23 protein-coding genes, 1 tRNA gene and 1 pseudogene are annotated in these 20775 nt (G+C 60.4%); 15 read left to right on the top strand and 10 right to left on the bottom strand.

The genetic code is table 11. The annotated features are described in order from the left end of the window. The first annotated feature begins 441 nt into the window (after positions 1–441). A complete protein-coding gene (locus HAP48_RS39450; RefSeq protein ID WP_166205226.1) occupies positions 442–654 on the top strand; it encodes a hypothetical protein in 213 nt (70 codons plus the stop codon). 252 nt (positions 655–906) lie between these two features. On the opposite strand, the gene HAP48_RS39445 is transcribed toward HAP48_RS39450, so the two are convergent. The 3 genes from HAP48_RS39445 to HAP48_RS39435 all read right to left on the bottom strand — a co-directional run bounded on the left by HAP48_RS39445 (position 907) and on the right by HAP48_RS39435 (position 4396). After that, the gene (locus HAP48_RS39445; RefSeq protein ID WP_166205225.1) at positions 907–2250 is read right to left on the bottom strand and encodes a site-specific integrase; all 1344 of its coding nucleotides are present in this window, start codon (positions 2248–2250) and stop codon (positions 907–909) included. Between the two features lie 219 nt (positions 2251–2469). Then, a complete protein-coding gene (locus HAP48_RS39440; RefSeq protein WP_166205224.1) occupies positions 2470–3471 on the bottom strand; it encodes an NADP-dependent oxidoreductase in 1002 nt (333 codons plus the stop codon). A 67-nt stretch (positions 3472–3538) separates the two neighbouring features. Further along, positions 3539–4396: an oxidoreductase gene (locus tag HAP48_RS39435; protein ID WP_166205223.1), complete on the bottom strand. Its 858-nt coding sequence runs from the start codon at positions 4394–4396 to the stop codon at positions 3539–3541. Positions 4397–4515: 119 nt separating this feature from the next. On the opposite strand from HAP48_RS39435, the gene HAP48_RS39430 reads away from it, so the two are divergent. The 3 genes from HAP48_RS39430 (at position 4516) to HAP48_RS39420 (ending at position 5863) form a co-directional block, all read left to right on the top strand. Then, positions 4516–5067, top strand: coding sequence for a TetR/AcrR family transcriptional regulator (locus HAP48_RS39430; RefSeq protein ID WP_166205222.1), 552 nt, complete (start codon positions 4516–4518; stop codon positions 5065–5067). Between the two features lie 261 nt (positions 5068–5328). Continuing rightward, positions 5329–5586 (top strand): PilZ domain-containing protein, encoded by a 258-nt coding sequence (locus HAP48_RS39425; protein ID WP_029083331.1) that lies wholly within the window; start codon positions 5329–5331, stop codon positions 5584–5586. A gap of 31 nt (positions 5587–5617) precedes the next feature. Continuing rightward, positions 5618–5863 (top strand): hypothetical protein, encoded by a 246-nt coding sequence (locus HAP48_RS39420; protein WP_029083330.1) that lies wholly within the window; start codon positions 5618–5620, stop codon positions 5861–5863. Positions 5864–5977: 114 nt separating this feature from the next. Here HAP48_RS39420 and HAP48_RS39415 read toward each other — a convergent pair whose 3' ends face one another. Then, on the bottom strand, positions 5978–6619 hold the full coding sequence (locus tag HAP48_RS39415) for a glutathione S-transferase family protein (protein WP_166205221.1): 642 nt from the start codon (positions 6617–6619) through the stop codon (positions 5978–5980). Positions 6620–6988: 369 nt separating this feature from the next. After that, entirely contained in the window at positions 6989–7441 is a 453-nt protein-coding gene (locus HAP48_RS39410) for a VOC family protein (protein ID WP_166205220.1), read from the bottom strand. A gap of 241 nt (positions 7442–7682) precedes the next feature. On the opposite strand from HAP48_RS39410, the gene HAP48_RS39405 reads away from it, so the two are divergent. After that, on the top strand, positions 7683–8126 hold the full coding sequence (locus HAP48_RS39405) for a hypothetical protein (protein ID WP_166205219.1): 444 nt from the start codon (positions 7683–7685) through the stop codon (positions 8124–8126). A 415-nt stretch (positions 8127–8541) separates the two neighbouring features. Here the strand turns inward: HAP48_RS39405 and HAP48_RS39400 are convergent, their stop codons facing one another. Then, the gene (locus tag HAP48_RS39400; RefSeq protein ID WP_156928798.1) at positions 8542–8715 is read right to left on the bottom strand and encodes a hypothetical protein; all 174 of its coding nucleotides are present in this window, start codon (positions 8713–8715) and stop codon (positions 8542–8544) included. A gap of 166 nt (positions 8716–8881) precedes the next feature. On the opposite strand from HAP48_RS39400, the gene HAP48_RS39395 reads away from it, so the two are divergent. The 3 genes from HAP48_RS39395 (at position 8882) to HAP48_RS39385 (ending at position 10253) form a co-directional block, all read left to right on the top strand. Then, entirely contained in the window at positions 8882–9229 is a 348-nt protein-coding gene (locus tag HAP48_RS39395) for a GrlR family regulatory protein (RefSeq protein WP_166205218.1), read from the top strand. 243 nt (positions 9230–9472) lie between these two features. Beyond that, the gene (locus HAP48_RS39390; protein WP_166202842.1) at positions 9473–9658 is read left to right on the top strand and encodes a hypothetical protein; all 186 of its coding nucleotides are present in this window, start codon (positions 9473–9475) and stop codon (positions 9656–9658) included. 313 nt (positions 9659–9971) lie between these two features. Further along, positions 9972–10253, top strand: coding sequence for a hypothetical protein (locus HAP48_RS39385; RefSeq protein WP_166205217.1), 282 nt, complete (start codon positions 9972–9974; stop codon positions 10251–10253). Positions 10254–10403: 150 nt separating this feature from the next. On the opposite strand, the gene HAP48_RS39380 is transcribed toward HAP48_RS39385, so the two are convergent. Then, positions 10404–10565 (bottom strand): hypothetical protein, encoded by a 162-nt coding sequence (locus tag HAP48_RS39380; protein WP_166205216.1) that lies wholly within the window; start codon positions 10563–10565, stop codon positions 10404–10406. 270 nt (positions 10566–10835) lie between these two features. Here HAP48_RS39380 and HAP48_RS39375 point away from each other — a divergent pair, with 270 nt between their 5' ends. The 6 genes and pseudogenes from HAP48_RS39375 to HAP48_RS39350 form a co-directional block, all read left to right on the top strand. Then, on the top strand, positions 10836–11612 hold the full coding sequence (locus tag HAP48_RS39375) for an SIR2 family NAD-dependent protein deacylase (protein ID WP_166205215.1): 777 nt from the start codon (positions 10836–10838) through the stop codon (positions 11610–11612). A gap of 211 nt (positions 11613–11823) precedes the next feature. Then, on the top strand, positions 11824–12489 hold the full coding sequence (locus tag HAP48_RS39370; protein ID WP_166205214.1) for a cold-shock protein: 666 nt from the start codon (positions 11824–11826) through the stop codon (positions 12487–12489). A 181-nt stretch (positions 12490–12670) separates the two neighbouring features. Continuing rightward, positions 12671–13150 carry a DUF192 domain-containing protein gene (locus HAP48_RS39365; protein ID WP_166205213.1) on the top strand — a complete coding sequence of 160 codons (480 nt, stop codon included), beginning with the start codon at positions 12671–12673 and terminating at the stop codon, positions 13148–13150. A gap of 120 nt (positions 13151–13270) precedes the next feature. Further along, positions 13271–13347 (top strand) — tRNA-Pro (locus tag HAP48_RS39360). Between the two features lie 447 nt (positions 13348–13794). Then, on the top strand, positions 13795–14571 hold the full coding sequence (locus tag HAP48_RS39355) for a cyclase family protein (RefSeq protein ID WP_166205212.1): 777 nt from the start codon (positions 13795–13797) through the stop codon (positions 14569–14571). A gap of 552 nt (positions 14572–15123) precedes the next feature. After that, a pseudogene (locus tag HAP48_RS39350) lies at positions 15124–15470 on the top strand (carbamoyltransferase C-terminal domain-containing protein); the annotation flags it as partial. 190 nt (positions 15471–15660) lie between these two features. Here HAP48_RS39350 and HAP48_RS39345 read toward each other — a convergent pair. From HAP48_RS39345 to HAP48_RS39330, 3 genes are all read right to left on the bottom strand, one after another. Beyond that, the gene (locus HAP48_RS39345; RefSeq protein ID WP_166205211.1) at positions 15661–16107 is read right to left on the bottom strand and encodes a hypothetical protein; all 447 of its coding nucleotides are present in this window, start codon (positions 16105–16107) and stop codon (positions 15661–15663) included. A 179-nt stretch (positions 16108–16286) separates the two neighbouring features. After that, entirely contained in the window at positions 16287–17978 is a 1692-nt protein-coding gene (dld, locus tag HAP48_RS39340; protein ID WP_166205210.1) for a D-lactate dehydrogenase, read from the bottom strand. Positions 17979–18906: 928 nt separating this feature from the next. Continuing rightward, positions 18907–20036 (bottom strand): IS3-like element ISRj2 family transposase gene (locus HAP48_RS39330; RefSeq protein WP_166204126.1). Its coding sequence is split into 2 segments (ribosomal slippage): positions 18907–19784 and positions 19784–20036, totalling 1131 coding nucleotides; the frame shifts between segments, so codons are not numbered across the junction. Between HAP48_RS39330 and HAP48_RS39325 the strand changes: the two genes are divergently transcribed. Next, on the top strand, positions 19969–20694 hold the full coding sequence (locus HAP48_RS39325; protein WP_166202839.1) for an alpha/beta hydrolase family protein: 726 nt from the start codon (positions 19969–19971) through the stop codon (positions 20692–20694). The two genes, HAP48_RS39330 and HAP48_RS39325, sit on opposite strands and share 68 nt — an antisense overlap. Positions 20695–20775 lie beyond the last annotated feature (81 nt).

Genomic DNA, 20775 nt, shown 5'->3' with positions numbered 1-20775 from the left:
AATCGTTTCAGCTCTGAATAGGCAAGGTTCGCTGCTCCATATCGTTCCCAAAAACAGCCCGTCTCATGTGTGATTCTAACGAGTTCGATTCATTTACTTTTCCGTTGTGGTCAATATTGACCAGTAAGCCGGCTACCGTGCATGCCAAATTACCCCGATCACCGCACTGCCTTGTTGGCCCCTATCGGTGATGAGAACGCCATCACGCGCTCCCGCCTTCTGCAACAGAGGAGCAGCGCGATGCAGCGACGCAGTTACAAGCCACAAGCCGAACCTCTGTACAACCGCCTTACCGATGAGGCGGAGCGACTTCGCAAGCAAGCGAGGGGCACTCCGCCGGGTATTGAACGTGAGAGGTTGATCCGGAGAGCAAGGCAGATTGAGACCGCATCGCACATCAGCGAGTGGCTTTCCTCGCCCAGCCTGAAGGCTCCGACCTAAATGCGCACCTCATTCAGCGATAACTACACCTTGGGTAAGTTCAACCCGCCCTCCTACGCGAGCTGGCTCGCCGAACTTCGCACCCTGTTTCCTGTCCCGGAAGAATTCCTTCTAGCGGATGCAATCTTCAGTTTCGAAAGCGCATTCAAGGAAGGAAAGACGCCGCAGCAAGCTTACGAGGCGTTCGATATTTTCGTCAGCTCAAAGGCCTGAAGAGCGGCAACCAAGGCCTGGCCGATGTTCTCGAGCAGATCCGATCTCGCTTGCTCCGCTAATTCTCCACCATTGTGCGGATATCAAGGACGTTTGCGGGGCCATAAGTTCCCCACAGGAGCAAAGCGCGCTCAGCGGCACTTATTGCATGTCCGGTGCCGTGCGGCTTACGGCGCTGGGACGATCAAAGTGTAAACTTGGTCCCAGCTTGTACCCCCTCGCTGGGGCCGTTTCTTTGGCCATCCACGTGCCCTAACCCGTCGCTGCCACCAGCTGCAGCGGAGCAGAAACCTGCATTCCCGGCGCTAGCGCGATCAGCTGGATGTACTTCCGCTTCAGGTCGAGCCCGTGACCGTCGCCGTACTTCGGCTTCTTGGTGTCGTGGCCCATTAGCTCGTCCTTGAGTTCGTCCGGCGTTTCAACGCTGCGCAGACGATCCTTGAAGCCGTGGCGCAGCGAATAGAGCGTGTGAGCCTCCGTCTCGCGCAGACCATGATCGGAGAAGTACGCATTGACTGCGGCCGATAGCGTGTCGCCCTTGTCGCGGTAGTGCGGGAAGCCGTCGGGGAATTGCCGCATCGCCTCGAACGAAATCCCGATCAGTGGGATGTCGCGGTCGGAGAAGGCTGTTTTCAGGACGCGATCGTCGGGCCGCACGCGGATATGCGGGATCGGCGCGTCCAGGACGATATGTCGGCGGCGCAGGTTGATGATCTCACTCGGCCGGGCGCCGGTGTTGATCATCACCATGACCACGGTGCGTTCCTCGTCGTTCATGGTTTCCAGCGCGCCGGTCGCCAAAAGCCGGTTGACGATCCACCACGGCGAGAAGGGCGGCCGAGGCCGTGACGCATCGCCCTCGAGCCTGGCCCCGGCGAATACGCGATCGAGGTTGAGCCGGTGGCGCTTCGAGACGGCCGACAGCATGCCCGTGATGTGCGTCAGGTTGCGGTTGGCCGTCGCGGCCAGGACTTCGCTGTCGACCACACGTTCGGTCCAGTGGTCGGTATATTTCAGCGCGTCATCGCGGGTCAGCCGCGTGATGGCCTTGTCGCCGATGACGGTGATCAGCAGCCCGACCGCGCGTCGCTTGCCGTTCTTCCATTTCTTGAACTGGCCGGGCGACATCTTGGCAATCGTGGTTTTCTTGGCGACCTCGAATTCATCGAACAGACTGGACAGCATGATCTCTGGCAGGTCGACGCCGCCGAGGGTGGCCGCGGCAGTGGCAGGGTCATGCCGCCGATCGCCAACCGCGAGGGCGTCGATCCGGCGGAGGATCTCCGCCAGGGCCTCTTTCGCGACATCGTCAACCGGCCGGTAGGTGAGCTGCAGGGCCTGAGCCCGCTGCCGGGCCTCCTCGAGGGCGAAAATTGCATCCCGCGTTCCCTGGCCCGCGGCAGCTCTCCAGGATGCCTCCAGGTCGATATTGAGCTGGTCAGCGACCCGGCCGGCGCGGATGCCTGACCGATCGTCGGCAACGCGGATCTTGGTCGACTGCTTGACGATCCCACGCGGATCGACCGCGGCGAATTCGGGCGGCACGCGCCGCACGAAATGCCAGTACCCTTTTCTCTTGGTAAGACGCTCCGGCATCGGACCCTGTTGGACGTTTTGTTGCACGCCAGCATCATGGGAGTTGCAGTCCGAAGTCAATAAATTACGGATTGTCACGAGATATCAACAGGATCGCCGTCGAGGCCTCTCGCGCCGCTAGGGAGCGCCATCGGCGCCATTCCGCAATGATCTGCGACAACGCATAATGCGGTCCTGTTCAGTTCAGGGAACCGCGATCGACGGCCAACGTCGACGCCATTACTTTATCCGGACAACGACCTTTCCTTTGGCTCGACCCTGATCGAGATACGCAAGCGCTTCCTTGGCCTGCTCGAATGGAAATACCCGATCTATCACCGGCCGAATGTACCCAGCCTTGAGAATCTCACCGATCTCTACGAGTTGACCACCGTCCGGGCGCACGAACAGGAACGAGTAGGCGACGCCGTACTTTTTGGAGCGGCGAATGATCTTGCGGCTCAGTAACCTGAACAAGGACACCATAAGAAAGTTCATGCCTCGGGCCCGAGCGAATACGGCGTCGGGCGGGCCGATGAGCGAGATGACGGTGCTTTTAGGCTTCAGAATCCGGAGGGATTTTTCGAGAGCGTCGCCCCTGACTGTGCCCAGCACGGCATCATAATCCCGCAGCACATCCTCAAATTCCTGCTTCTTGTAATCAATCACCTCGTCGGCGCCGAGGCTCCGCACCAGATCCACGTTTCCGGTGCTGGTCGTCGTCGCCACCTTTGCTCCAAGGTATTTCGCGAGCTGGATCGCGAACGTGCCAATGCCCCCGGAGCCGGCGGGGATGAACACCTTGTTACCCGGCTTGAGGTGCGCACGCTCCTTGAGCGCCTGCCACGACGTCAACCCGACCATCGGGATCGAGGCCGCTTGCACAAAGTCGAGATTTGGCGGTTTGAGTGCGGCGGCATTCTCGGGCACGAGCGCAAATTCGGCAAGCGCGCCGCCGACCAGGTCGAAGATACTGGCGAAGACGGCATCGCCCGGCTTGAAGCGAGTCACGCGACTTCCAACCGCCACAACGACCCCGGCCAAATCGCTGCCCAGCGTAGCCGGCAGCTGAAACCGGAGGATGGGCTTGAACATTCCTTTCGGAATCATGTTGTCGATTGGATTCAATCCCGCCGCGTGGACCTGAACGAGAATGTCATCCGGCTTTGGCACTGGCCGGGGAGTATCAACCAACGCGACCTGATCCGGCTTGCCATAGCGCTTAAAGACAAGTGCTCTCATGCTTTGCGATGTCCCTGGGGGCTTGACTGTGGCAACGACAGTAGACGCTTGCACCGCGCGGACGCCGTCAGAAAGCACGGGCAGGGCGGGCGGGTTGCGACGCGATTGGTGCATCCAGCCGAAGGTCCTTTCGAATCCCGGCGTCCACCAGGCGTGCAGGCGCGAATCTGCGAAGCAATCGCAGACGGTTCGCAAGGCGACCGGCCGCGTATCGGATCTTCGGCGACGCCGCGTTCGCCGCCTTCAGCACGGTGTCTGCAACGACGCCGGGCGGTTCGGCGGTCGCCATCACTTCGCTCACCCTCTTGCTTACGCCCGCACGGGCCTCGCGATACTCATCGAGCTTGGCATCCGGTTCGATCAAGTTCGCGTCGAATGGCGTCTTCGTGTAGGCAGGCTCGATGACCGAGACCCGGATGCCCCTCGTGCGGAGCTCGTGGTCGAGTGATTCCGAATAACCTTCCACTGCGTGCTTGGTGGCGGCATAGAGCGCGCCATACGGCATCGGCAGAAAGCCGAGCACGGAGCCGATGTTGATGATGCGACCACTGCCTTGCCGTCGCATGTGCGGCACGACGGCGCGCGTCATCCGGACAAGCCCGAAGAAGTTTGTTTCGAAGATCGACCGGGCCTGTTCGAGCGAGCTCTCTTCCGCACCGGCGGGCGCAACACCGAAGCCGGCGTTGTTCACGAGCAGATCGATGCGCCCGTGGCGCCGTATCACTTCGCCGACGGCAGCCTCGACGGATTCGTCGCTTGTCACGTCGAGGGGCAGAATCTCGAACGATCGTTTGCCTGCTCGGGCTTCCCGCCTGCTGGTGCCGTAGACTCTGTAGCCAGCTTTCGCGAGCCGCTCCGCCGTGGCTTCGCCGATGCCTGACGAAGCGCCGGTCACGAGCGCGATTTTTTCCTCGATCCTGGTCATGGCCTTCTCCTGACAACGCGCCGATCCCATCGGTGTTTGATGGCGATCGTAATTATTGATTTACATGACGATCGTAATTATAATTGTCAAGACCCCGCCCCAACCCCGGGAACTGCAACATGCGCGTTTCAAAAGAGCAGGCTGCCGAAAATCGTGAGCGTATCCTCAAGGCCGCCTCACGCCTGATGCGGGAGCGCGGCATCTCCGGCGTAGGCGTCGACGCGCTGACCGAGGCGGCCGGGATGACGCACGGCAGCCTGTACAGTCAGTTTGGCTCCAAGGAACGGCTCGTCGAGGAAGCGGTGGCCTATGCGATAGCGACCAAAGGGCAAGAAGTGCCTAAGGTATTTGCTCTCTCCGACTACATTTCAGAATACCTTTCGGACGCGCACCGGGACATGCCGGGAAGCGGCTGCCCCTTCGCAGCCCTGTGCTGTGAGATGCCGCGCCAAGGCAGCGGCGTGCGAGAGCGTTTCACGGCAGGAGTGCGGGGCATGATCGGGCTGCTGAGCGGACGAATGGATTCCGGGCTGAGGCCACGGCAGCGCGAGGAGAAGGCGCTCGCGACCGTCGCCTCCCTGGTTGGGGCGCTCGTGCTTGCGCGGGCCGTGAACGATCCCAAGCTATCGGACGACATTCTTCGCGCAACCAGGAAGGGATTGGGCAACTGACCGCTCATCGCAATAGCTGCACTGGTGTGCGGGAACCGGGGGGCCATCGCCCGAATTGGGGGATCGGCGGCGGACATGGCGCAGTCCAGATTTGGCGCCAAATCGAAAATCCAGCAAACTCAACGAATTAGCGCGGGAGCGGACGCTTCGCCGGACTGCTGTGCGCAGATGTGTACAACCCCGCGATTGCTGCAATCCGCCGCGATTTCGCAACCCTTTGTAAAGCCAGCGGCGCTAGGCGTGAGCCCTGGGGATGATGGAATGGCTTTAGGGTCCAAGAAACGCGAAACGCGCAAATCGCTGCGTCAATCCGGCTGGATCACGCTCGACGGCGGATTCGCCGCGCGTCCCTGCATGGTCGAGGACATCTCCTCGACGGGTGCGAAGATCACCGTCCAGGACAACAACACGCTGCCGGCCAAGCTGCGGCTGGCGTTTGCGCGGGATGCCCGCACCGGGCGCGCCTGCGAAGTGGTCTGGCGCAAGGGCAAGACGTTCGGCGTCAAATTCGTGCGCTAGCCTGATCGGGTTGCGCGCGATAAAAGGCCGGATGCGCAAGATCTGCTTCGCCATTGTCGCCGTCCTGCTTCCCGCCGCTGCGTTTGCGCAAGCCGGCGATCGCCGCAATTTTCAGACGCCTCCCGACGCCGGCAAGACCTTGCCGTCGAAATCCGCGACGCGGAGCAATCCTTGCGCCTCGTACGGACCGGGCTTCGTCAAGGTCGAGGGCTCCGACACCTGTGTGAAGCTCGGTGGAGCCGTCAGTGTCGGTGCCGGGATGTCCAGCGGTCGCTAGAGCGTTTTCGAGCGAAGTGGCTACCGGTTCGCGTGAAGAAAACGCGTCAAAACAAGAGTCCAGAGCCCCGTTCCGATTCCATCGGAACGGGAAAGGCTATAGGCGGCTTGCAGGTCACGACATCGGCGGCGCGACGATGCGCACAAAGGCCGGCCGCTGTGCGATCTCGCCGAACCAGCGTTCGAGATTGGGCAGCTTCGGCTTGGCGACCCCCTCGACACCGAACCAGCGCCGCGCAAAGGCGCCGAGCGCGATGTCGGCGATCGTGAACTGATCGCCCTCGACGAAGCGGCGGGCTGCAAGCTGCGCCTCGACCACGCGCCACACCACGCCTTCGGCATCGGCGTCCTTCTGGATCTGAACCATGTCGCGCTCCTCCGGCGGCGTGCGCACCAGTCCCCAGAACACCGGGCGGTCGACCGGCTGCAGCGTCGACAGCGTCCAGTCGAGCCAGCGGTCGACGGCGGCGCGCGCCTTCGGCGATTGCGGATAGAGCGGCGAACTCTGGCCATAGGCCATGCAGAGATAGCGCATCACCGAATTGGATTCCCACAGCACATAGTCGCCGTCGACCATGGTCGGGACGCGGCCATTCGGATTCATCGCGAGGTAATCAGGCTGATCGTTCTTGCCGAACTGCATGCCGGCATCGATGCGTTGATAGGGGAGGTCGAGCTCGGCGAGGCACCACAGCACCTTCTGCACATTGACCGAATTGGCCCGGCCCCAGATCGTCAGTTGCGGCTTGCTGTCCATCACGCGTTTCTTCCCGCTGTTGTGCTTTGCGCGCGTTCTTAGCGGAATCGATCCGGAAATGCGCGGGATGAATCGTACCGAGAGCAAAAAAGAGCACAAAAAAAAGAGGCTCCGCCGCATCGCGGCAGAGCCTCGTTCATACGCGTTACGCATCAAGACGCAGTCAGTGACCGAACAACAACCACAGCACGATGATCACCGGGATCGGCACACCCAACAGCCAAAGCAAAACACCTTTTCCCATCTCGTCGCCTCCTCGCATTCGTCATATGGGGAAGCAACGTCATGGGTCGGGCCATGTTCCTAGCGTTTGCTCCGCGTTGACCACGGGTCAAACGCTGATCAGGAACGGACGCGCAAGCGGGGCGTTTACCAGTGCCCGGTATTCGGCATCGAGGCCCACGGCTCGGCCGGCGCCTTCGGCTCGCCCTTCTGGAGGATCTCGATCGAGTGCAGGTCGGGCGAACGGACGAACGCCATGTTGCCGTCGCGCGGCGGCCGGTTGATGGTGACGCCCATCTTCATCAGCTTCTCGCAGGTCGCGTAGATGTCGTCGACCTCGTAGGCGAGATGGCCGAAATGCCGGTCCTCGCCGTATTTCTCCTCGTCCCAATTGTAGGTCAGCTCGACCAGCGGCGCGCCGCGGCTTTGCGGCAGCGACTTGAGCAGATGGAGATCCTCCTCCGCGCAGAGAAACACCAGCGTGAACCGGCCCTTGTCGTTGTCGATGCGGCGCACTTCCCTCAGCCCCAGCGCGTGCTGATAGAACTTCATCGCGATATCGAGATTGCGGACGCGCAGCATGGTGTGGAGATAGCGCATTTTTTTATCCTCCTGAGATCATTCAGAGATTTTTGCCAGGGCGAGGGCGTTCGGGAGCGCAAAATAGCAGTAAAAATCACGAAAGGGCAGTGGCTTGCGCGCGACGCAAGACCTCCGTTCATGCGCTTTGCAATCCCAGCCGGTTGATCGCTATTGGGGAATGCGGGGAAAACGCGAAGCAATCGAGAGCAGCATTGCAAAAATGGCTCTACTCATGGGTGATTAGCTTGGGGAGGCAGCCATGAGAATAATTTGTCTAGTTGCAGTCGGCGTTCCATTAAGCGGTTGTGCCGGTCTTCAATTCAATCCGGGTCCCGCACCGGATGCGCTCACCTACAACGAACCTATTCCGTATTTCCAAGTCACCCGAAATGGAGACTGTACAGTAACGGGATCAGTCGTGAGTCTTCCGGGTTATGAACGCTCTGTTGCCTTCAGAAATGGATACGGCAGTGCTGACCTCAGCGTTAACCTTCAGAACGGCATGATCCAATCCGTCAATCAGAAGACGGATTCCAAAATCCCGGAAACGCTGACGGCAATCTCGTCGCTCGCTGGTGTAGCGACGAAAGGGCTCAAAGCAGCAGATGCGGGGAAGCCGAGCTGTGATACCTCCGCCAAACTGTACCCGATCAGGGACGGCAAGCCGGACATCAAGCACCCGATTTCGCTATCAACGCTTTAGACGGAAACCGCGCAGCCACCCTCGATCGCCGCTCAGCGGTCCGATAGTTCCCTGGGATGTCGCGTCGGAAATACGCGTTAGAAATGGAAAGCCCCGCAGGCTGGATGCGGGGCTTTCCCAGTTGACGGACTGGGGATCTCTCAGGGCGTGAGCCAGTCAACTGTTGGGAGCCAAACTTAAGGTTGAATTCATAAAATGCAACCGCGCCGCGTAGACGGAGTATCTTCGTCCCAGAGCGCTGCGCCAGACACTGGGCCCTGAAATCCCCAGTGCCGGTTTGTCTTCGAATTGCGCCGAAGGTTCAAAAGAAAAACCTGTTAGGAGGATTTCGCGCGGGCTTCCAAACGCTGGGGTGCAGTCTGCGCGGGTGCGCGTCGCTTACATCTCAAGAGCAACCCGGCGCCGATCGCCGCTCTCACACCTTGATGTCGAGGATGGTCTCGACGGCGTCGCGAACGGCCTGGTTCTTGGCGGCGAAGACGTCAAGCACATCCTCGCTGATGACGCGCGGCTGCGCCTTCGCTGTCTGGTCGACGACGAGTTGCACTCTGGCTTGCGTCACTTCGGCAGGTACGGGGTAAACCAGCATGGCTCTCTCCCTCCGGCTGACGAACCTTGTCAGGGCTTTCTTAACGATTTGTAAGCGCCCGGACCGGGCCCTTTTGGGCGCGAATCGGTGGCCGAACCGGCCGGCCCGCTCGCGTGCGGCGCCGGTTGGGGCCATAATAGGGGCCTTTCGGAACCTGGCATGATCGATGAAGAACGGGCTCTATTCGGTCCATCTCCACATGACTGACGGCGTGCAGGGCCGCGACAGCAGCGTCCTTGTCCTGCGCGACGGTCTCTTGATCGGCGGCGGGCCGCACTACTGGTCGATCGGGGCCTATACGGTCGGCGAGGGAACGTGGAAGGGCTATCTCAGCACCAACCAGCACACCCCCTTTTCCGATCCGTTCGTCCGGCCACTGTTCGCCGGGCAGGAGGTGACGAGCGGCTTCTCCGGCACGTTCAGCGGTGACGAGGCCGAGGTGTTCGGGACCGTGCTGGTAGGAACCCGCAGCATGAGCTTCCAGGCAACCCTGAAATGGCTGGCGGATGCGTGATCGCCGCGAGCCTGTGGACGAGTGCGCAGCAAGATACGAATCTTGTTGGGCAAATGCGCCTGCCGGGGCTGTGGATTTGCTGCGGACAAGGGCGGGATATCGCTGTGGATCAGCGCAGACGGCCGGCGAGGGGCGTCGTCGGAGACCATACCGGGCCACCGCTAACCCTACCTGGTTAGGTTAAGGGCAGCATCGAGTTGTCACGACCTGGGATTGCATCGAGGCTGGCTGCAGGTGACAGCCATGATGCCATCGTTCCACAGCGCTGACCGACCGACCCACCGGCGAGTGATGGTGGTGGGCTTGCTGTTCTGTTCGGCGTTTGTCGTGATCAGCTTCTGGCTCCGGCCGCAGCCGGACAACGGCAAGGTGCTGGTGAAGGCGGACCGGCTGGTCCGGACCGCGGGAGAGCCACGCAAGTCAAACTAGTGCCGGCGTACTCAAATGCCGCCGGCGTTCAGTCCGGCGATTTCCCGTTCGGATGCTTGTGATACATCGCGATGCCGATGAAGCCGGCGAAGCCCAGCACATTCAGCAGCAGTTCCATCCACACTGGCATCGGTGCCAACCTCTTTCACCACCGAAGATAATCTTTCAGGTTGTGTTTTTGTTCCCGCGCTAACCGATGGTAGCTTTGCGCAATCGCATGGCTGCGGAACCGGAACGCGCCGCGGAACTGGACCCTGTTGCAACATCTCATCGGGCCGACATTAGCCCTCCGAACCTACGTGAGGAGGTTGCGATGAAAAAGGTATTGGCAGTTTTAGCGACGGTTGCGACGGTTGGCGCGACGATGATCAGCGCGCCGGCGCAGGCGCGCGATATCGGTCCTGGCCTGGCCTTTGGTTTGGCCGCCGGTGCGCTCGCCGCGGGTGCCGCCGGAGCGTACGCGTACGGCCCACGCTATTACGGGCCCGGCTACTATCCCGGCTATGGCTCGCGTTACGGCTACTACGGCGAGCCCGGCTACGCCTATTATCGCGGTCCGTACTACCGGCATCATTACTACCGCCATTATTGGTAACGGCGATCAGCCCGGAGCACATCGCTCCGGGCTTTCTCAATTGAGCCTCATGGCGCGATTGCGTGCGAGCACGCGCATCAACGGCAGCTTCCCGCATCGTCGGACCATGAGCACGCTCGGTTCCACGCGACATCAAGCGCGCTCCTGCGATCACGCGCTCTTGCGCTGAAATCCGTTCCAGACATTGCCGAGCGTGTTGTCGTAATATTCCTGACGATCGCGCTCGAACTTCTGCTGCGTCGCCCGGAAGCTGGCAACGCGTGCGACGATCTCCTCGCGCTCGCGCGCGACGGTGTCTTCCTGATCGGTCATTACCCATCCTCTTCGTCGTGGTCCTATCCCCGCCGCGCATTGGCATCAGTGAATTGGGCGTCAATGCGGAGCAGGCTTTGCAGGATTGTGATGAAGCCAAGGCAGCGGAAGAGCGACGAAACTGATGCGCCGGCGGAGCAGGTCGCCAACGCAGCCGGCATCGCTGCGGCCTGACGCCGATCGCTCACGTCCTGGTTGAGCTCGCAATCGCTTCGACCATGCTATAGTCGCGGCCGGCCAACCTGATCGTTTCCAGTGATTGCAAAAATAATGATTGCAAAAGAAGTAATTGCAAAAGATCTGCGCCGCGGCGTCGAGCAACTCGGCAACATGATTGCCGAGGCATCATCGATCGTACCCTTCACCGGGGCGGGCATCTCTACCGAGTGCGGCATTCCGGACTTCCGTTCGCCGGGTGGGTTGTGGACCCGCAACCGGCCGATCCCGTTCGACGAGTTCGTCGCCAGCCAGGAAGCGCGCGACGAGTCATGGCGCCGCCGCTTCGCGATGGAACCGACATTTGCCGCAGCAAAGCCCGGTCGCGGGCATCGCGCGCTTGCGTCGCTCTACCGGGCCGGCAAGGTTCCCGGCATCATCACGCAGAACATCGACAATCTGCATCAGACGTCAGGCTTCAAGGCCGACGACGTCATCGAGCTGCACGGCAACACGACCTACGCCCGCTGCATCGGTTGCGGCAAGGACTACGACCTCTCGTGGGTGAAGCTGCACTTCGACAAGACCGGGTGTGCGCCCGACTGCGCGGACTGCGGCGATCCGGTGAAGACCGCGACGATCTCGTTCGGGCAATCGATGCCCGAGGATGCGATGCGCCGCGCGGCGGAACTCGCTCGGCAGTGCGATCTGTTCCTGGCGATCGGATCGTCGCTGGTGGTGTGGCCCGCCGCAGGCTTTCCGATGATGGCGAAGGAGAGCGGCGCGCGGCTCGTGATCATCAACAACGAGCCGACCGATCAGGACGACATCGCCGACCTGGTGATCCGCCACGACATCGGCGACACGCTTGGTCCTTTCGTAGGCAATTGATGCCCGATTGATTCGCGGCTGTGCAAGCCTGTTCATAGTTCCCGCAAGAATCGATTTTTAGCTATGCCCGGCAACCGGGAGTGTTATCTTTTGATTGAGAGATTCGCGCAGCGTCCACATGAGTGTCCAAGTGAGTTGGTCATGGAGAGCAGCGTGTACAGGGTGCGCCGCAACGACGGCGATTTGCATTTGATGTGTGGGGTCCGGGGTCATGGGGTCGGACGGATTTGAGTCCAAGAAGCTCGGCGGACCGCCGATAGGCGGAGTTGGGCAAAGTAGAATTGGACAAGGCGAGTATAGCGGCAACGCGCCGCGCGATCCGGCGATGGACGCCTTCTCCGGTCTCGGCGACGCTGCGGCCAACCTCGTCGAAGTCTCCGGCGTCATCAAATGGTTCGACGCCTCGAAGGGATACGGCTTCATCGTTCCCGACAATGGCTGGCCCGACATCCTGCTGCATGTGACGGTGCTGCGCCGCGACGGCTATCAGACCGCCTATGAGGGCGCACGGCTGATCGTCGAATGCGTGCAGCGGGCCAAGGGCTACCAGGCCTTCCGCATCGTCTCGATGGACGAGTCGACCGCGATCCATCCGGCGCAGATGCTGCCGCCGCGAACCCATGTCACGGTGACCGCGACCAGCGGGCTCGAGCGCGCGCAGGTCAAGTGGTTCAATCGGCTGCGCGGCTTCGGCTTCGTGACCTGCGGGGAGGGCACGCCCGACATCTTCGTGCACATGGAGACGCTGCGCCGCTTCGGCATGACCGAGCTGCGACCCGGCCAGTACGTGCTGGTGCGGTTCGGGCCCGGCTCCAAGGGCATGATGGCCGCCGAGATCCACCCGGAGACCGGCCCGTCGGCGCTGTCGTCGCACTAAGCATGATCCGGAAAAGTGCGAAGCGGTTTTCCGAAAAGATCATGCTTAAGACAAGAAGCCTCCCCCTGCCGGACGCCCTGACGGAAACGTGAGCCGCCGCCGAGCCTCCTGGGCTCTGGCATTTGCCGCAATCATCGGGTTAGGGTCCGCCGGAAAATCTTCCCGGTGCGAGTATTTGTCGATGAATTTCGATCGTGTTGTAGGGCGGCTTCGCTCGTGGCTGCTGGCCGGCCTCGTCGTCATGTTCGGAGCGCTCTTGGCTCCGGCCGCGCAAGCTGCAAGCGTCCAGCCGCTTGAGATCGTCACCAGGTCCGGCGTGCACGTCTTCGCGGTCGAAATGGCGACCACCGAGCAGGAGAAGGAGACCGGCCTGATGTACCGCAAGGAGCTCGCGGACGGCAAAGGCATGCTGTTCGACTTCTCGCCGGAGCAGGAGGTGTCGATGTGGATGAAGAACACCTACATCTCGCTCGACATGATCTTCATCCGCGCCGACGGGCGCATCCTGCGGATCGCCGAAAACACCGAGCCGCTGTCGACCAAGATCATCCCGTCGCGGGGGCTCGCCAAGGGCGTCCTCGAGGTGATCGGGGGCACCGCGCAGAAATACGGCATCCAGGCCGGCGACCGGGTCGCCCATCCGCTGTTCGGCGGTCGCTAGCTCTCTGTTTTTACGCGATTTCGCGACGGAAACCGGTGCCGATTTCGCTGCAGGAGGTCCCGCACCGGTGCCTTGCTGGCGCTGGCTGAAGCGTGTATCCACGGGGCTTCTCGGAAATATCGGGGTATAGCGCAGCCTGGTAGCGCGGCAGTTTTGGGTACTGCAGGTCGTTGGTTCGAATCCAGCTGCCCCGACCATCCCATCTCAAGGCAAATTGCCAAGCGCCAAGAACGTGCCGCGCTGGCCCTGCGCGCGGCGGGAAACCCCGGGTCGAAATTGTATCGCCTGATGCAACAACGCCGCCTGGACGGAATATGCTCGTCCAGACGGCGCCGTCGAATTACTGGGCCCTGAAATCCCCAGTGCCCATGGGTCGCCCCGGTGGCAAATAGGTTCAACGTTGCGGCGCGTTGCCGCTGCGGCAGGCCGCAGGGTGCGAGCAGCATCACGAGCAGATGGGGCCCGGCGGTCGAACGGCATGCGGCAACTTGTCCCGTTCCGGTTGCCTGCTAGTGTCCCGGCGGCGAGAGGGTTTGCTGGATCGGGGTCCGGCGTGTGAGCACCGCCAAATGTATGCAGACGTTCTTAGCGGTATCGATCGGCAGCTAGCCCAGCTCGACAACAACAATCAGAGAGGAACGGCAATGGCGCGCAGACTGATCGATATCTCCGTTCCCCTGCAGAACGACGTTCCGGCCGATCCGCCGGGCAATCACCCGACCATTCAATATATCGACCACCAGCAAGGGCTGCCGCGCATGCTGCAGTTCTTCGATGGATTGAAGGCCGAGGACCTGCCTGACGGGCAGGGCTGGGCCGTCGAGCAGGTCTCGCTCTCCACCCATAACGGCACGCATCTCGATGCGCCCTGGCATTTTCATCCGACCATGAATCGCGGCGAGCGGTCCTGGACCATCGATGAAGTGCCGCTGGAATGGTGCTTTCAGCCGGGCGTGAAGCTCGACTTCCGGCATTTGCCTGATGGCTACGTCGCGACCGCGGGCGATGTCGAGGCCGAGCTGAAGCGCATCGGTCACACGCTGTCGCCGCTCGAGATCGTCGTCGTCAACACCAGCGCCGGCGCGAAATACGGCCAGCCCGATTACGTCAATTCGGGCTGCGGCATGGGTTACGAGGCGACGATGTATCTGCTCGAGCGCGGCGTGCGGCTGACCGGCATCGACGGTTGGAGCTGGGACGCGCCGTTCGTCTTCACCGCAAAGAGATATGCCGAGACCAGGGACGCCAGCCTGATCTGGGAAGGCCACAAGGCCGGACGCCACATCGGCTATTGCCACATCGAGAAGCTGCACAATCTGGAGCTGTTGCCGTCGACCGGGTTCATGGTGTCGTGCTTCCCCGTGAAGGTCGAGCGGGCCTCGGCGGGGTGGACGAGGGCGGTCGCGATCCTCGACGGCTAGACGTTTTCGGGTTTACCGCCAGCTTCGGGAACCGGTGGACAAGCCGATCATTCCACCAGGTTGTTGCGGCACGGCTACAGCCTGTGGCAGCCGAATCTGCTTACATGCACGTCGTAGATGCATTGGGTGATCGGGCCGGCGGCTCGTCCTCGCGTCCTGACCTCCGAAGCGTTCTCTCCCGTGACTAGAGCCCCGGCGTCTTCCGGGGCTCTTTCTTGCGCGAGTCAGGTCAGCCATCAGCTTAAAGAAAATGATGCCCTCAAAACAAAATCAGGTGCGCCGGAACCGACACACCTGATCTCTGTCTTCGCTATCGCTTATCTTGATCGCTTATCTTGGCCGGGCGGTCAGCAACGGGGACCGACATAACCGCCGTAGTACCCGTAGCCGCGGCCATAGCCCCCATCCGCGTCCGCGGCCCCAGCCGCCGCGATAGCCCCAGCCACGTCCGCGCCATTGCGCCTGCGCCGACGACGTGGTGGCGCCGACCAGGATGGCGGAGGTGCTTGCGACATAGACGAACAACAAAGCGACTGCTGCAGGCAACGCGTCAGGGTGCAGGGCGTGCGCGAGGAAACCAACCCGGTGGTCTACCGCCTGCTGAAGGAGTTCGAGGCGCTGACCGGCGTGCCGATGCTGCTCAACACCTCGTTCAATGTCAAGGACGAGCCGATCATCGAGACGCCGCAGGATGCCGTGAGTTGCTTCCTCGCCACCGGGATCGACAACCTCGTGCTGCGAAGACCAAGATGCACAAGGTCGTCACGCCCGTCATGACGACGTTCGGCGACGTCGCCACCATTCGTTGCTGCGACTGCGCCACCAGAGGCCAGCCGCGCTGGCTGATCACAGTCCTCCTAGGGAGCGGACTTACTGGCACGCTACCAAATGCGGATTGATGCAAGCTTGACGAACGCTAGATGGTTGGCTGCGAGTTTGTCGTATCGCGTTGCGATACGGACCGTCCGTTAACTCGTAACCGGACATGCTGCGGACATGCCAAAATCGACGCGAATGACCCGGAACGGACATTGGCAGCACTTTTGACGTTCTAGGTTGCTATCTGCACAAGCATGAAGGTTGCTTTCTTCAGAATTGAGTACGAAGCGACTCGAATTCTGCGCGGCAGGTCTCGCTGAAATCACGAAGAAGATCGATCGTCCCGCTGTTGACCATCTCCCTTAGTTCAAGGAACGTTTTGTTCGGCGCCAGATAAGTGTCAACGATCCTTCGTGCCACCAGTTCGGCGCCTTCGACGACATTGGGCGAGGACAAGATACGCATTCTGGCCACGCTGACGTAAAGTTCGACCAACGCTGGGATGTCCGCCTTATCGTGCTGTAGCGCGTCGACATAGCATTTCGAAGCCGCCTCAATGAATTCCTTGTAGAGTTCTTGCCGACGGAGTTTGTCCTGCGCAATCCACTGCGTCCTCGCTTGTGCATGTTGAGTCAACCATGATGCAAAGACAGACGTGAGGCCGCCTATGGCGGCTCCCGCGAGGGCCGCTAAGGCGGTAATTATCGATGCGTTCATGAGGCCATCATAATATTGGCAGCCGGCTCTCTGATATCACGACCGCCCAAAGGTAGCATACGTATCATCAGGTATCGAGAAGTCAGACGACTGCTGTTGGCCCTTTTCCGACGTGAATGGGCATTCTAGTTAAGTTGTTCAATCTCTTGTTAGCCGCTCCAGCAGCAGGCTTGCTGCGATCATTTCCAATGGGCGAGCTTCGATGTGTGTCCGATACCCGGATTGAAGCTGTTGCTGGGGTCGAGCGACCTGTAGTGACTCACCAATGACGGCTTTGCATAGTACAGATGCCCAACGTTGTGTTCGGCCGGATACTCCGCGTGACGCTGATCGAGAATGCGCCACATCTCGTGTTCGACCTCCATCGGGTCGAAACCCTTCTTGACAACGTAGTCCTGATGAAAGACGTGACAGAAGAAGTGGCCGTAGTAGAGCTTGTGAATGAGCTTGGAAGTTATCGAGTCGGGTAAGTGTTCGAACCAGCTGCGCTCGTTGCGGGGGAGAGCAACATCCAGGGCGACAATGTCGGACACTTCGCGCCGGTGGATTGTCCGGTAGCGAATCGCGGCGCCAGCCGCGGCAAAGCGGAGCAAGAACGCTTTCTCGCCTTCTTTCGGAGTGCACTCGAAACAAGCGCCCTGCGCTGACGGAAATATCGAAGATAGATAGCTCCGAGCTTCGTCAATACCGTCGTCTGCCATTTTCAGCATCAGATGGTGTTCGAAGCGACTCCGATAGTCGTACAGTCTCTTAGGAAGATATTTCGGAAATAACTTTGTCGAAAGATACATGATCCAATCTGACGGGTCGCGTGGCAGAAAAGAGAAGCGGCTGCAAAACGCGTCGAACATGCCCTTCATTGCAAACAGGAAGGGCAACTTGCTCGTGCCGAGGTAGAGGATCGAGAGGACCATGTCCTTTCCGTATTTCTCAGCCACATCGAAAGCTTCGCGATGCAGGTACTCGCCCTCAATGGGGAGGTTTTTGAAGTTGCCAAGTATATGTCGTCTGATCTGCGCAAGTTCGTCTGGGTTGTTCGTCCCGATGTAAAATACTGTTGTCCGTTTTTCTTTCGGGAAGGTGTCCAAACGGACAGCAAATATCATCACCTTCCCGGCGCCGCCAGCGGACTCGAATAGCCGCTTCGGATCGGCATTGAACCGGGAAGGGGTTTCCTCGTCGATTTTTCGAACATGGTCCTGGTAGTCATGATCCGAGCAATGCCGAGTCGGATCGTCTTCGATGTCCTCTGGTCGGAAATCACCCGCTTCGATGCGCTTCAAGATCGTTTCGGGATCATTGCCAAGCCTAATGCCGAGATGGTTGACAAGGTGAACCTGTCCAACGTCGTCAATCTGGGCATAGAGCGTCATCTGGGTGAATGCTGGACCCCGATGGATCAGCGCCCCACCGGAGTTATTGCAGACGCCGCCGAATACGGAGGCGCCGATGCAAGACGACCCGATGACGGAATGCGGGTTCCGCCCGATTGGATTTAGCATGTCTTCAAGTTGGAACAGGGTTGCGCCTGGCAGGCAGATGACTTGCTTCCCGTCCCTAATCAGGTGGATCTTGGCAACGCGGAGAGTGCTGATGATGACGATCTCGCGGTCGTAGGTATCTCCGTCTGGAGTCGAGCCACCAGTGAGTCCCGTGTTCGCCGCCTGCATGAGGACTATCTTGCCCGCCTCGGAACAGGCTCGCAGGCTTCGCCACATCTCAACGAGTGATCCCGGACGGACTACGGCCAGCGCAGGACCGTCGCCGAATCGAAAACCCTTGCGAAATCGGCGAGTGGCCGACGGTTTGGTAAGAACATGCCGCGCTCCGACGATCTTCTCAAGATCGGAGATAAGCTGCGTGTTACTCATGCAATTCCCCGACGAACGGCGGCCTACGCGCGAGCATGACCACGCTTGACTAACAATTGATCAACTTGGGGCACGGCCTCCACGGTTGGACGCTCCACGCTGACCGGACAGCCCGTTCAAATCGTTGCGATTGTTGAGCGGCTGCCCTTAGCCAGAACTGGCGAACCAACCTTCACCGAGACGCTCCCCTTCGGACAACCTGGCGGCCCCAAACAAGCTCATCCCGGTTGATCCTCGTGCCCAATATACATCGTCCGGCGTCTACCCCACCAGTGCCGAATGCGGGCGCTGCCACGTACCGGCATGGAAGCCATCGCAAGTCGCTCGGCGGAGGAGTGCCAAACTCACCGAGGGCTTTGCGCACGGAATGTCTGCTTCTGGCCTCAACGCGGACATTCGATGCTTGGATGTCTCCGTTAAAGGTTCTACGCTGTAGTGATACACAGCAGGGGCACGTACCAATGCGGCGGCGGTACCTCACTGCAATAATTGCTGGCATTGCGGTTTTGCCGCTCGCGGCGCTCGCGCAGCAGGCTGCTCCCTCGATCGCGCCGCAGGTTCACGAGGAGATGTGGGCGATTCCCTCCTCGCCTGTCCCGATGCTCGCCTATTTGATCCGACCCATTGGGGGCGGTCCATTTCCACTTGTCGTGATGAACCATGGAGTTTCGCTTGACCCGACGGGGCGAAGCTACTTTCCCATGATCGAATTCCGTGACGCCGCACTTTGGTTTGCGCGACAGGGCTACGTGGTGGTCGCACCGGTACGCCCTGGATATGGCAGAGCTGGCGCCGGTTGTTTGGACAGCGCCCCGCGGGATTTAAGTGGATTCCTGCCGGGTTATGCTGAACGCGGGGCCTTACGATTTTGTCGTTGCGTCGGGAGGGCGTAGCCCGACCAGAGCGACGACAAAATCGTCGGCGACGGTCATGCGGCCATCACCATAGCTTGCGTGCCGAAGTAAGCCTCGTCGGGCGTGCGCCCGTCAAGGCTCGAGTGAGGGCGTCCCTGATTGTAGAAGGCCAGATACTTGGCAATTGACGCTCGCGCCTCGGACACGCTGTCGTAGGCGCGGAGATAAACTTCTTCGTATTTGACCGTGCGCCAGAGCCGCTCGACAAACACGTTGTCGCGCCAGGCGCCCTTGCCGTCCATGCTGATGGCGATCTTCGCGTCCAGCAGCACATCGGTGAACTCGAGGCTGGTGAACTGGCTGCCCTGGTCCGTGTTGAAAATCTCGGGCCTGCCGTGCTTCGCCAACGCCTCCTGGACCGCTTCGACGCAGAAGGCCGCCTCCATTGTGATCGAGACGCGATGGGCCAGGACCCGTCGGCTGAACACATCGACGACCGCCGCGAGATAGACGAAGCCACGCCGCATCGGAATGTAGGTGATGTCCATTGCCCACGCCTGGTCGGGCCGCTCGATCTTCAATCCGCGCAACAGGTACGGGTAGATCTTGTGACCCGGTGCCGGCTTACTCGTGTTCGGGCGACGATAGACCGCCTCGATCCCCATGCGCTTCATCAGCGTCGCGATGTGGCGGCGACCGGCGTATACGCCCTCCCGCCGCAGCAACGATCGCTGCATACGCGCTCCCGCGAAGGGATAATCGAGATGCAGCTCATCGAGCCGACGCATCAAGGCAAGGTCCTCGGCCGAAACTGGCCGAGGTTCATAGTAGACCGTGCTGCGAGCCAGCTTCAGGACCTTCGCCTGGCGCACGATAGAAAGATCATGACCGCGGTCGATCATCGCTTTGCGCTCAGCAGGCCCGCCTTGGTGAGCGCGCCGGACAAAAAATCGTTTTCCAACGCCAGCTCGCCGATCTTGGCATGTAACGCCTTCAAATCGACCGGCGTCTCGGCCGACGCCTTGTCATGCCCAAACACGCCGGCGGCGCCTTCCAGGAGCTGGTTTTTCCAGATCGTGATCTGGTTCGGATGAACATCAAACAGTTGCGCCAGCTCCGCCAGCGTCTTGTCGCCTTTGACCGCAGCCAAAGCAACCTTCGCCTTGAATGCCGGAGAATGCATCCGGCGGCTCTTCTTCGTCATCTTCGCTCCTGATTCGCGGCAAGAATCCTCGCCGCTGTCAGGCAGAAAATCCACTCAAGCTACTGTCCGAATTTGCGGAGCCAGCTCTGGCGCTACGGCGATCGAAATCCCCGAGCGCGGTCTGTTCGGGGTTTTTTTCTCGGGCGTGGGAAAATGTTCGGATGCTGAGTTTCGTGAAGCGGGGCTGGCCGTCGCGTCGATTGACAAGTGGGTCATCGACTACATGTCAACTCAGTCATTTATCAAGCGCAATGAGGTCATCATTGTCGGCCAATCGGGGGGTGGTTGGGGGGCGATTGCGCTAGGCAGTCAAAATCCGAAATCTGTGCGGGCGATCATTGGATTTGCAGCCGGCCGCGGCGGCCACTTCAATGGCAAACCAAACAACAACTGTGCCCCTGATAAGCTGGTCGATGCCGTTGCCGAATTCGGCCGCACGGCGCGCGTTCCAATGTTATGGATCTACACCCGTAACGACAGTTATTTTGGACCTGATCTGTCAAAGCGGATGTCGGAAGCGTTTCGAGCCGCAGGCGGCAATGTCGAATATCGTCTGTTATCCGATTTCGGAGGGGACGGCCATTTTTTGATAGACTCGGCAGATGCCGTTCAACTCTGGGCGCCCATCGTCAGCGAATTCCTGGCCAAGCATCCATGAGAGGAATTGCTTTATGGACATTCGGCTTCTGCACTCATCGGCACGATCAGCCCGGTATCGATTCCTGGCAACTGGATCACT

This window comes from Bradyrhizobium septentrionale (assembly GCF_011516645.4).
GTDB lineage: Bacteria > Pseudomonadota > Alphaproteobacteria > Rhizobiales > Xanthobacteraceae > Bradyrhizobium > Bradyrhizobium septentrionale.
Note: the sequence above shows the minus strand (reverse complement) of the source record. Positions and strands in the feature narration are given on the sequence as shown.

Excerpts from the sequence above, each read along its gene's own strand:
- HAP48_RS39410 (WP_166205220.1), bottom strand. The coding sequence starts at position 7,441 with ATGCGCTATCTCCACACCATGCTGCGCGTCCGCAATCTCGATATCGCG.
- HAP48_RS39440 (WP_166205224.1), bottom strand. The coding sequence starts at position 3,471 with ATGAGAGCACTTGTCTTTAAGCGCTATGGCAAGCCGGATCAGGTCGCG.
- HAP48_RS39375 (WP_166205215.1), top strand. The coding sequence starts at position 10,836 with ATGATTGCAAAAGAAGTAATTGCAAAAGATCTGCGCCGCGGCGTCGAG.
- HAP48_RS39405 (WP_166205219.1), top strand. The coding sequence starts at position 7,683 with ATGAGAATAATTTGTCTAGTTGCAGTCGGCGTTCCATTAAGCGGTTGT.
- HAP48_RS39345 (WP_166205211.1), bottom strand. The coding sequence starts at position 16,107 with ATGAACGCATCGATAATTACCGCCTTAGCGGCCCTCGCGGGAGCCGCC.
- HAP48_RS39370 (WP_166205214.1), top strand. The coding sequence starts at position 11,824 with ATGGGGTCGGACGGATTTGAGTCCAAGAAGCTCGGCGGACCGCCGATA.
- HAP48_RS39430 (WP_166205222.1), top strand. The coding sequence starts at position 4,516 with ATGCGCGTTTCAAAAGAGCAGGCTGCCGAAAATCGTGAGCGTATCCTC.
- dld (WP_166205210.1), bottom strand. The coding sequence starts at position 17,978 with ATGAGTAACACGCAGCTTATCTCCGATCTTGAGAAGATCGTCGGAGCG.
- HAP48_RS39390 (WP_166202842.1), top strand. The coding sequence starts at position 9,473 with ATGATGCCATCGTTCCACAGCGCTGACCGACCGACCCACCGGCGAGTG.
- HAP48_RS39395 (WP_166205218.1), top strand. The coding sequence starts at position 8,882 with ATGAAGAACGGGCTCTATTCGGTCCATCTCCACATGACTGACGGCGTG.
- HAP48_RS39415 (WP_166205221.1), bottom strand. The coding sequence starts at position 6,619 with ATGGACAGCAAGCCGCAACTGACGATCTGGGGCCGGGCCAATTCGGTC.
- HAP48_RS39400 (WP_156928798.1), bottom strand. The coding sequence starts at position 8,715 with ATGCTGGTTTACCCCGTACCTGCCGAAGTGACGCAAGCCAGAGTGCAA.
- HAP48_RS39420 (WP_029083330.1), top strand. The coding sequence starts at position 5,618 with ATGCGCAAGATCTGCTTCGCCATTGTCGCCGTCCTGCTTCCCGCCGCT.
- HAP48_RS39435 (WP_166205223.1), bottom strand. The coding sequence starts at position 4,396 with ATGACCAGGATCGAGGAAAAAATCGCGCTCGTGACCGGCGCTTCGTCA.
- HAP48_RS39450 (WP_166205226.1), top strand. The coding sequence starts at position 442 with ATGCGCACCTCATTCAGCGATAACTACACCTTGGGTAAGTTCAACCCG.
- HAP48_RS39380 (WP_166205216.1), bottom strand. The coding sequence starts at position 10,565 with ATGACCGATCAGGAAGACACCGTCGCGCGCGAGCGCGAGGAGATCGTC.
- HAP48_RS39385 (WP_166205217.1), top strand. The coding sequence starts at position 9,972 with ATGAAAAAGGTATTGGCAGTTTTAGCGACGGTTGCGACGGTTGGCGCG.
- HAP48_RS39425 (WP_029083331.1), top strand. The coding sequence starts at position 5,329 with ATGGCTTTAGGGTCCAAGAAACGCGAAACGCGCAAATCGCTGCGTCAA.
- HAP48_RS39355 (WP_166205212.1), top strand. The coding sequence starts at position 13,795 with ATGGCGCGCAGACTGATCGATATCTCCGTTCCCCTGCAGAACGACGTT.
- HAP48_RS39365 (WP_166205213.1), top strand. The coding sequence starts at position 12,671 with ATGAATTTCGATCGTGTTGTAGGGCGGCTTCGCTCGTGGCTGCTGGCC.
- HAP48_RS39445 (WP_166205225.1), bottom strand. The coding sequence starts at position 2,250 with ATGCCGGAGCGTCTTACCAAGAGAAAAGGGTACTGGCATTTCGTGCGG.